Below are 8,766 nucleotides of genomic sequence, written 5' to 3'. Positions count from 1 at the left end.
CCGAAGTAATACTGCACGCCTTCCGTCTTGCCACCGTCGAGCACTCGGACGAAGCGGTTGTAGTACTCAAACGGAATCGTAATGCTTGGCAGCACCACGCCGGCATGCGGCGCCAGCTTGGCAACCTGGCGGTAGTACGGCAGGAAGACTTCAACCTTATGCCCAAGCCGGACCAGCGCCTGCGGCAGAGCACCAACAACATCAGCCAGACCGCCTGTTTTCGCCCATGGTGTGCACTCTGAGGCCGCAAAGACAATATGCATCGTTCGTTCTTCTCTCCCGAAGCAGCTAGTCTATATCTCACGGCCGCTTCTCCCTAACTGAGATGCACGTACAACACTGCCGGACGCTTTGAACTCACCATGCCGAAACACAAACCGAAACTTGGGCAGAACTTTCTAGTTGATGACTCCGCCCGCCACCGCATTGCAGATGCACTTGGCGACATCGGCCACCGCACCGTACTTGAGATCGGTCCGGGCAAGGGTGCGATTACCGATATCCTCGCCGGACGCGCAGCCAGGCTGATTGCGATTGAGCTCGATAATGAACTCGCTCCCGTGCTCGCTGCCCGCTATGCAGACAGAGAACACATTCAGGTCGTCCATCAGGACATCCTCGAGACCGATCTCACCTCGCTCATTGCGGAGGGAGAGAAAGCAGACGTAATCGGCAATCTTCCCTACTACATCACGTCGGATATCCTGCTGCATCTCTTCGCCGCATCAGCGCATCTGGGCCGGGCAGTGGTGATGATGCAACGGGAGGTCGCCGAACGCGTTGCAGCCACTCCTGGCAATCGCGACTATGGTCTGCTTTCGGCAACATCCCAGCTCTACTGCCGTGTCGAAAATCTCTTCACCTTGCCTCCCGGCGCGTTCTCTCCTCCACCGGAGGTCTATTCCACCGTACTTCGCTTTACCTTTGCGCCACGGTTCCATGAACTTGGCATTAACGATGCCTCCGCCTTCGACCGTTTCTTGAAGCAGTCGTTTGCCCAGAAGCGCAAGACGCTCAACAATAACCTGCGAAGCGCAGGCTTCAAGATGCAACAGCTCACGGAAGCCTGGCCTGCATCAATTCCGTCGCAGGCGCGGGCAGAGGCGCTCTCCCTGGAACAGATGGCCGAGTTCTACCGCGCACTGCTCGGATCTACTTAGGCGAACGCGAGGGCTGCGACGCCGGAGGCGACGAAGGAGCAGGCCTGGACGGAGCCGGCGCCGGAGCCGGTGAAGGCGCCGGAGGCGGTGCGCTCTGCCTTGGCTGCGGCGCAGGCTGAGACTGCCGCCAGCTTGCCGGTGGCTCAGGACGCTGCACCGGTTGCGGACGCGGTTGCTGCTGCACCGGAGGCTGATTGATGTGTCCCGGTGCCGGACGGCTCTCCACTGGCCGCTCCGGATTCCCGACATTCGTCCCCGGTGCCGGACGTGTCACCGGCTGCGCGGGTTGCTGAGGTGACTGCCCCCTCGATCCTTGATTTCCCGCCCCTTGATTTCCCGCCCCTTGATTTACCGTCCCCTGATTTACCCCCGGGCTTACACTTCTCCATCCGCCCGGCACCACCGGTGGCACCGGCTGCGCCTGAATCGGAGTCGGCGTTGACCCATTGTCCTGAAGCGCGGATGGTCGCGTTGCCCGTCCGCTGTCGTCTCTTGGAGCGCGCACCGTCCCCATCACCGGCTGCCGGTTGCGCATTGGAAAATCCTTCTGCAGCGACGAACCGACCGCTGAGCCTCCGCGTGGCGTATACGGACCGCCAACGGGACGCAACGGATCAATCTGCTTTCCGGCAAACATCACCGGCCGCGGGTCGCGTCGCCCGATCGGATGCACCTGAATCGGTCCACGCCGCACCGGAACGATCGGGTGTACACCGCCTGGTCCAATCGGACCAGGAATCGGCCGGCGGATCGGCTGCCACACGCGCGGCGGATTTATGACGTTGACCGTCCATACGGAGCCGCCACCATAGCCCCAACCCCAACGGCGGCAGCCGCCGGCAGGCATCCAGCCCCAGCCGAAACTGTCCCAATAGGACCACGAGCCGCAGTAGAATGGAGTCCATCCCCAGCCATAGCCTGAGGCCCAGATATACCCGTATCCCGGGTACCAGACCCAGTTCCCGTAGCCATAGGGGTCCCAGCTCATATCGACAGCCATTGGAGGCTGCCAGACACGGCCGTATCCAGGCAAGTCATACCAGTTGCCGTTGGCATCGAGATCGCTCCAGCCATAGCCGGAATCCTGGGCGTAATCGTTCCGGGCTTCGGTACGTTGCGCCGCTTCGCTTGCGGCTGCCTGGTCACGCTCTTCGTTCCAGTTATCCCAACTGTCCTGGCGTACGGACTTCGACAGGAAATACCGTCCACTGTCGGCAGCATCCGGCTCAAACTGCTCCCCCGTACGGATATTGGCGCTGTAGCCGCCCTCGCGCTCCACATGCAGGCTGCCTTGCATCACGGCCACTTCCACAGGCGCCTGATCCAGGCTGACACGGAAGGAGCTGTTTTCGACCGGGGTCAACGAAGCCGTCCCAGCCATCGCCGTACAGCACCTGCACATTGCCCTGTACAAGGCTCAGACGGGCGGCGCGCATTCCAGGAGCGGGAGCCGATTGCTGACCGGCGAGCCCGATGACTCCACAAACGACCACGAATAGCGCCACCAGAATTCCGCGTATTACTCTGGACCGGTTCATAGGGCCCCCATTCTCTCACTTGTATTAACGCATGTGGATAAGAAAGGTTCTTGCCTCGTTCCGGTCCTGCGATCACGAAAGCACACAGCGAATTACGCTGTTTCAGATCGTTCGCAGAAAGAGCTAGAGCATTTTTCCTGTGGGTGTAGTGTAGGGCTTCCGCATCTATGGGCGTTTTCCGAAATGAAAACGCCGCTGCACTCCTCTACCGGGATACCCAGCAACAGGAAAAATGCTCTACTTCCCGTTATTCAGCAAAGCTTCAGCCTTGGTGCGTACCCGTTCCATCAACGACACATCCTCGATGATCTTCCGCAATGTCGGCTCAATATTCTGGACCTCGAGCGCCCATCCGGTCTTCACCGAATTGCCGAGCGAGGTTATCTCGGCATCCAGGCCCAGACGGTCGAAGCGGTGCAGATATGCGAGGCGCTGACCGGTCTCCATGGTGAGGGCGATCCCCTGAAAGACGGAGGTCACCTTCTGAATCTCCTTATCGTCGGAGTAGTTATAGCTACAACTCCCGCTGTCTGAAGATCCAGTCCCAGTCCAGGTAAGAACTTTTTTGCCGGTCTGCGCCATGTTTTTGAGGTGCGTCTCGCATTGCACTTTGCGGAAACCGTCGGTGGCCTTCGCCTCCGCCCAGATATGCTCAAGATTCTGCTGGCTTACGGCGATTGGCGCTTCCATATCGATGCCCTGCTGGTTGTGCGCTCGATAGACYCCTTTTCCGTCTTCTCCGAGAATGATCTCGTAGTGGGTGGTCTGCACCTGCGGCCGGTCAAAGGTAAACGTGATGGTCGGCGGCGCCGGGGACGCCAGTGCTGCCGCCGGAGGGACCTGGAACACAAAAGCAAGTAGGAAGAGCGTGGTAACGTGCGTCATCGTACTCCTGCCAGCGATATCGCCGACTCTGTCTGCAAAGTATGAATATGAGTGATAGCGATCGCCAGCGCATCTGCAGCGTCGGCCGTCTCGAACTGGTTCTCAATCTCCAGAAGCCGCGCCACCATGAACTGTACCTGTTCTTTCTTGGCGAGGCCATAGCCAACCACTGAGCTTTTGATCTTCAGGGGGGCATATTCGGCAACCTGCAGGTCACAGGCAGCCGCTGCCAGCAGCGCCACACCGCGCACCTGTCCAAGCTTCAGGGCCGACTTCACATTCGCAGTTCCGCAAACGCTTCTCCCTTAGCGGGAGATCCCCTCGAGCGGAGAGCTGGCCGTGGCGTAAAGCTTTCGCGGCATACGTCCCGCCAGATACGCCTGCCGGCCGGCAAGCACCGCATGCTGCATGGCCTCCGCCATCAGAATGGGATCGTTTGCCTGGGCGATCGCCGTATTCATCAGCACGGCGTCAAAGCCCATCTCCAAAGCGATCGCAGCATCCGAAGCCGTACCGACGCCGGCATCCACGATCAGAGGAACTTCGGTGATCATCTCGCGCAGGATACGCAGGTTGGCGACATTCTGGAGACCCAGACCAGAGCCGATCGGCGCCCCCAAAGGCATCACCGCAGCCGCTCCGGCATCAATGAGACGTTTCGCAAACACAATGTCATCAGAGGTATATGGGAGAACAGTAAAGCCTTCCTTGACGAGAACCTGGGTTGCTAACAGCGTTCCTTGTACATCCGGATAGAGGGTTCTCTGGTCACCGATTACCTCGATTTTTACCCAGTCGGAGAGTCCTACCTCGCGGCCGAGCCGGGCCGCCCGGATGGCCTCTTCGCCGGTGTAGCAACCGGCGGTATTGGGAAGCAGGAAGTAGCGCTGCGGATCAATAAAGTCGAGCAGGCTCTCCTTCGACCGGTCGAGATTCACCCGCCGCACCGCCACCGTCACCATCTCGGCTCCCGAAGCTTCAATAGCACGCTGGGTCTCAGGGCCGTCTTTGTACTTCCCTGTGCCAACAATGAGTCGCGACTGAAAGGCCTTTCCGGCGATAACAAGGGGTTCCATAGGGCTATTTTAGGACCTTTCGAAAGAAGCTGGGTGTCGCGATACCGTTTCGCGTCTTTGGCTTAAACGCGCATGGCCTGCGGCGAACCGGCAGGCCATGTAATAGCGCGGTGGACTGTTGAGATTGACCTGAGGCGTACCCACCTATCGGGGGCCTCGGCAGGAGCTACGAGTCTTGCCAGGTCTAAGGCGGGTCGCCTTAAGCCTCAGTCACCTCACGTACATTGATACAACTGTGTGAGTCACATTTCATAGGCTGGATCATCCTCCTTTCCCGTGTATGGCTAACCTACACCGACCGCCATACCAGGTCAAATGCGTACATCCTGCGAAATCAAAACCTGCATCCGAGGCTTTTGAACGGATGAAGGAGAACTGATGAAGGCAGCGACGATTGTCGGCATCCTATTGATTCTTATTGGAATTGCAGGCTTCACCATGGGCGGCTTCAGCTTCAGGGAACACAAAAAAGACGTTGACTTGGGCCCGGTTCAGATCGGCCACGAAGAGAAACACGGCTTCGCCATCCCGCCCGTCCTGAGCGGCATCGCACTGATTGGAGGTATCGGTCTGATCGTCGTCGGAGCCAGAAGCAAAGCCTAAGAGAAGCATGGCCAAGCCACTCTCTGGCTACTTCAGGTATGAGCGGAGCAGGTCGATCAGGTCTTCAGCCAGCTCTGGCGACATCGGTCTCTGAACTTCTCCAGCTTCGGCGAGGTGGTGGCGAATGTGTTCTTCCATCACCTCAGCCATCAGACCATTTACTCCGCCCCGAACCGCCGCCAGCAGCATCAGTACATCGGCGCAGTCCTCTTTGTTCGTCAGGGCGCGCTCCACCGCATCGAGTTGGCCACGCAGCCGGCGAACGCGATTGAGCAACTTCAGGGCTTCACGATCCGTGGTCGACATTTAATGCGTTCTTTATACCCTACTGGGGTATCCTATATCAACCATCACATTTGGAGACATCCGAGGAAAGGAGGAATGCCCATGACGCAAAAAATTCGCATGCTGTTGCAACCGAAGACCACGCAGGCCCGAAGACCTATTACCCAGCGCTGGATTGAAACCGCAGATGAGCGCTGCCCGCTGGCAGGAATGTGGACAGCACTGACCGTCGATCAGCAGGAAACCACGATCGAAGACGACTTACCCTGGCGCATCCTCCGTATGGTTTCTCGAGGATGCGCCACATCCCTTCCCTGTATTGCTTAGCAGGGTCATAACGATCTCTCAGGAACGAAAGTCATGTGCAAGACCACTCTTCACTTTTTGCTTGCGTGCGCCTCTGTGTGCGCTCCGCTCCGTGCTCAGAGCACGCCGGACGATATGTCCAGGACTCTGTTTCCCCACAGCACTGTTTCACCGCTCTATGCGTCCGGACAGGCCAACATCATCTTTCAGGCACATCCGCCCTTCCACTCGCCCTACGACGGCTCCAACAGCATGCAGGCCCGTGGAGAGTACAAGACATCGCTGGTAGGAACCTTGTTTCTGGGCGCCCAGCCGCATCGGAAGACTCGTTACAACACCGATCTGATTCTCGATATCGAGTCGGCCGGCGGACGTGGTATCTCCCAGGCTCTTGGACTGGCAGGGTTCACCAATCTCGACGTCGTCCGTAACCCGAACCTTGGCAGCAAGCCGTACATCGCGCGCGTCCAGGTGCATCAGACGATCGGCTTTACTAATGAAATGGTGGAGGCGGAACGAACCCCCTTCTCTCTGGCGACCCAGGTTCCGGCACRCCGTCTGGAACTTCGGCTGGGCAAGATGAGCCTTCCCGACGTCTTCGATCAGAATGCTGTCGGCAGCGACTCTCACTTTCAGTTCACCAACTGGACCGTCGATAACAACGGCGCCTGGGACTACGCCGCGGACACTCGCGGGTATACCTACGCCTTCGTTGCCGGTATGGTGCGCGTCCTCAGCTTTGTGAACCACGCCGACATGGGACGGTATCGTGAGGCGGTACAAGCCTATCTGGCCGGCAAAGACGTCAGACCCGATATCGATGCGCATCACCGCCAGAGCTCAGTCAAATACGGCTTCGGCATCAACACCGAGCAGGAGATCACCTCCGATCTTCGCGCGTTTGCACGGTGGGGATGGAACGAAGGACAGCATGAGAGCTGGGCTTATACCGAGGTGGACTCCACCGTCGCAGCCGGCGCCGATCTCACGGGAATGCGCTGGTCGCGTCCACGGGACAAAGTGGGAGTTGCTTTTGTCACCAACGGCATCAAGCAGGACCACCAGAATTACCTGAAATACGGTGGTCTCGGATTTCTTCTTGGCGACGGGAATCTCACCTATGGGCGGGAGAACATTCTGGAGACGTACTACCAGGCAGCCTTGGCTCGCGGACTATCGATGACGCTTGGAGTGCAATACATCGAGCATCCGGGCTATAACCGTGACCGCGGGCCGGTTCTGGTGCCCAGTGTTCGGACTCACGTTGAGTTTTAGAGCATTTTTCCGACCTCCTGCCAGGGTGCCCCACCCTCGCAACGCTAGGGGGGTTCGAAGCCGCAGAACTTTAAACAACCAGAGGAATGCTGTAGCTCGACCACTTCCACATCTCGGCCGAGGGAACTAGACCTCGAACGACGGGATTGTTATGCATGTATTCAAGCTTTTCGCGAATCTTGGCAGTAGTCAGCACATTGAAGTCGTAATAGCGAGGTAACCAGAATGGTTTCTGTGAAGAACGCTTTGCGACTGAGACTTTGAGCACCTGAATGAAAGTCCCAAGAGAGATTTCTTCGGGAAGTGCAATCAATAGGTGGACATGTTCTGGCATGATGACGTAGCCGATGACCTCAACCTCGTACTTCTGACTGGCAGACCGAAGTGATTCTAGGACGAGATCTTTCGCTGCGTTAGATTCCAGGTATGGACGTCGACCATCGCAACTGAAAGTCACAAAATGAACCCAAGTTGTATAACGGCAAGTCCTGATGGCATGGGGAGATTGTAGGTCGTTGGGAATCGCAGGGATGAATGTTATTGCCATCCGTTGCGAGGGTGGGGCACCCACCGTAATGGATAAACCAGACTAGCGTTCGTGACTTTCGCGTTCTCTTCGGCTCAGATACAGCCCTACGTAGGTCACCAACACTCCGGCGTAAGAATCGATCCCAGAGTCAGAGCGATCACACGGAACATACGTTGCATATCTGTAAGTGTATGGCTTCGCGCTCTGTATGAGCTTTCGCACGGCCGCCTCACGAGTCGACCTATACTGCGGGGGTGGAACTCTCGTCGTTGGTGCTGATCGGTTCGTTTGTATTAGGGCTGCTGTTGGGTAGCTTTCTGAATGTATGTATCTCGCGGCTGCCGGTGGGGGAATCGGTCATCGGCGGACGGTCCATGTGCCGAAGTTGCGGCAAGACAGTCCGCTGGTTCGACAACATTCCGCTACTGAGCTGGGTCATTTTGCGGGCGCGATGCCGTGATTGCAAAGCGGCGATCTCCTGGCGGTATCCGGCGGTTGAACTTGCAACCGCGCTCTGGTTTCTCCGCTCCGGCTCGATCCTGTGGCGCGACTGGAACTTTACATGCGACTTCTGCAACCAGTACCAGATCCAGACGAACCGCGTCATTCTGGACCTCGCCGTGCTGGCGGCCGGATATCTTTTGATCGGTCTGATGGTCATGGACTGGCAGACACACACGCTGCCGGATAGCTTCACCCTCACCGGAATCGTCCTCGGCTTTGCCCTGACCTGCGTCCATGCCATGTACCTGGCGCCAGGCGAGGGAGAGATTCATCTACACCGCCAGGTAAAGCTGAATTCGGCAGGCGCCGGACGAAGCACGGGAGACCTGTTCATCACCGGACCGGAGGCAGTCGTCCTTGGGCGGGTGGTGGCCGTCGCCGGCGCGATGTTGTTGCTGCTGATCTTTCACTGGGCGTACAAAGCGCTGCGGAAACGCGAAGGAATGGGAATGGGAGACGTGAAGTTGCTGGGAATGATCGCCGCCTTTTTCGGGTGGTGGCCGGCGGTTCTGGCGCTGTTTGTCGGAACGGTCACCGCAACTGTCTTTGCCGTCATTCAAATGGTACGCGGACGAGCCGATCGCCTGACCGAACTGCCCTATGGC

The 8,766-nt window shown here is 58.1% G+C and carries 11 protein-coding genes and 1 pseudogene; 5 read left to right on the top strand and 7 right to left on the bottom strand.

Annotation, left to right across the window (positions count from 1 at the left end):
• Positions 1-263, bottom strand: a 263-nt coding sequence (locus AB4043_RS21075) for a glycogen/starch synthase (RefSeq protein ID WP_442307989.1), incomplete at its 3' end; no start/stop codon positions are given.
• Positions 264-362: 99 nt separating this feature from the next.
• On the opposite strand from AB4043_RS21075, the gene rsmA reads away from it, so the two are divergent.
• Positions 363-1,160: a 16S rRNA (adenine(1518)-N(6)/adenine(1519)-N(6))-dimethyltransferase RsmA gene (rsmA, locus tag AB4043_RS21070; RefSeq protein WP_442299449.1), complete on the top strand. Its 798-nt coding sequence runs from the start codon at positions 363-365 to the stop codon at positions 1,158-1,160.
• On the opposite strand, the gene AB4043_RS21065 is transcribed toward rsmA, so the two are convergent.
• The 4 genes and pseudogenes from AB4043_RS21065 to AB4043_RS21050 all read right to left on the bottom strand — a co-directional run bounded on the left by AB4043_RS21065 (position 1,153) and on the right by AB4043_RS21050 (position 4,659).
• Positions 1,153-2,541, bottom strand: a complete 1,389-nt coding sequence (locus AB4043_RS21065; RefSeq protein ID WP_442307988.1) for a DUF6600 domain-containing protein — start codon at positions 2,539-2,541, stop codon at positions 1,153-1,155. The two genes, rsmA and AB4043_RS21065, sit on opposite strands and share 8 nt — an antisense overlap.
• A gap of 394 nt (positions 2,542-2,935) precedes the next feature.
• A complete protein-coding gene (locus tag AB4043_RS21060; protein ID WP_442299447.1) occupies positions 2,936-3,583 on the bottom strand; it encodes a hypothetical protein in 648 nt (215 codons plus the stop codon).
• Positions 3,580-3,870 (bottom strand): annotated as a pseudogene (locus AB4043_RS21055) (crossover junction endodeoxyribonuclease RuvC); the annotation flags it as partial. The pseudogene AB4043_RS21055 and the gene AB4043_RS21060, both read right to left, overlap by 4 nt.
• Positions 3,871-3,888: 18 nt before the next feature.
• Positions 3,889-4,659, bottom strand: coding sequence for a thiazole synthase (locus tag AB4043_RS21050; RefSeq protein ID WP_147648476.1), 771 nt, complete (start codon positions 4,657-4,659; stop codon positions 3,889-3,891).
• A 378-nt stretch (positions 4,660-5,037) separates the two neighbouring features.
• Here AB4043_RS21050 and AB4043_RS21045 point away from each other — a divergent pair, with 378 nt between their 5' ends.
• Positions 5,038-5,262 (top strand): DUF3185 domain-containing protein, encoded by a 225-nt coding sequence (locus AB4043_RS21045; protein ID WP_442299445.1) that lies wholly within the window; start codon positions 5,038-5,040, stop codon positions 5,260-5,262.
• Between the two features lie 27 nt (positions 5,263-5,289).
• Here AB4043_RS21045 and AB4043_RS21040 read toward each other — a convergent pair whose 3' ends face one another.
• Positions 5,290-5,568, bottom strand: coding sequence for a metal/formaldehyde-sensitive transcriptional repressor (locus AB4043_RS21040; protein WP_442299444.1), 279 nt, complete (start codon positions 5,566-5,568; stop codon positions 5,290-5,292).
• 81 nt (positions 5,569-5,649) lie between these two features.
• On the opposite strand from AB4043_RS21040, the gene AB4043_RS21035 reads away from it, so the two are divergent.
• Positions 5,650-5,874: a hypothetical protein gene (locus tag AB4043_RS21035; protein ID WP_442299443.1), complete on the top strand. Its 225-nt coding sequence runs from the start codon at positions 5,650-5,652 to the stop codon at positions 5,872-5,874.
• 33 nt (positions 5,875-5,907) lie between these two features.
• Positions 5,908-7,128, top strand: coding sequence for a carbohydrate porin (locus AB4043_RS21030; RefSeq protein ID WP_442307987.1), 1,221 nt, complete (start codon positions 5,908-5,910; stop codon positions 7,126-7,128).
• A 70-nt stretch (positions 7,129-7,198) separates the two neighbouring features.
• Here the strand turns inward: AB4043_RS21030 and AB4043_RS21025 are convergent, their stop codons facing one another.
• A complete protein-coding gene (locus tag AB4043_RS21025; protein WP_442299441.1) occupies positions 7,199-7,675 on the bottom strand; it encodes an REP-associated tyrosine transposase in 477 nt (158 codons plus the stop codon).
• A 254-nt stretch (positions 7,676-7,929) separates the two neighbouring features.
• Between AB4043_RS21025 and AB4043_RS21020 the strand changes: the two genes are divergently transcribed.
• A partial coding sequence (locus tag AB4043_RS21020) for a prepilin peptidase (protein ID WP_442307986.1) occupies positions 7,930-8,766 on the top strand: 837 nt, incomplete at its 3' end.

Source organism: Terriglobus sp. YAF25 (assembly GCF_052113305.1).
Classification (GTDB): domain Bacteria; phylum Acidobacteriota; class Terriglobia; order Terriglobales; family Acidobacteriaceae; genus Terriglobus.
Note: the sequence above shows the minus strand (reverse complement) of the source record. Positions and strands in the feature narration are given on the sequence as shown.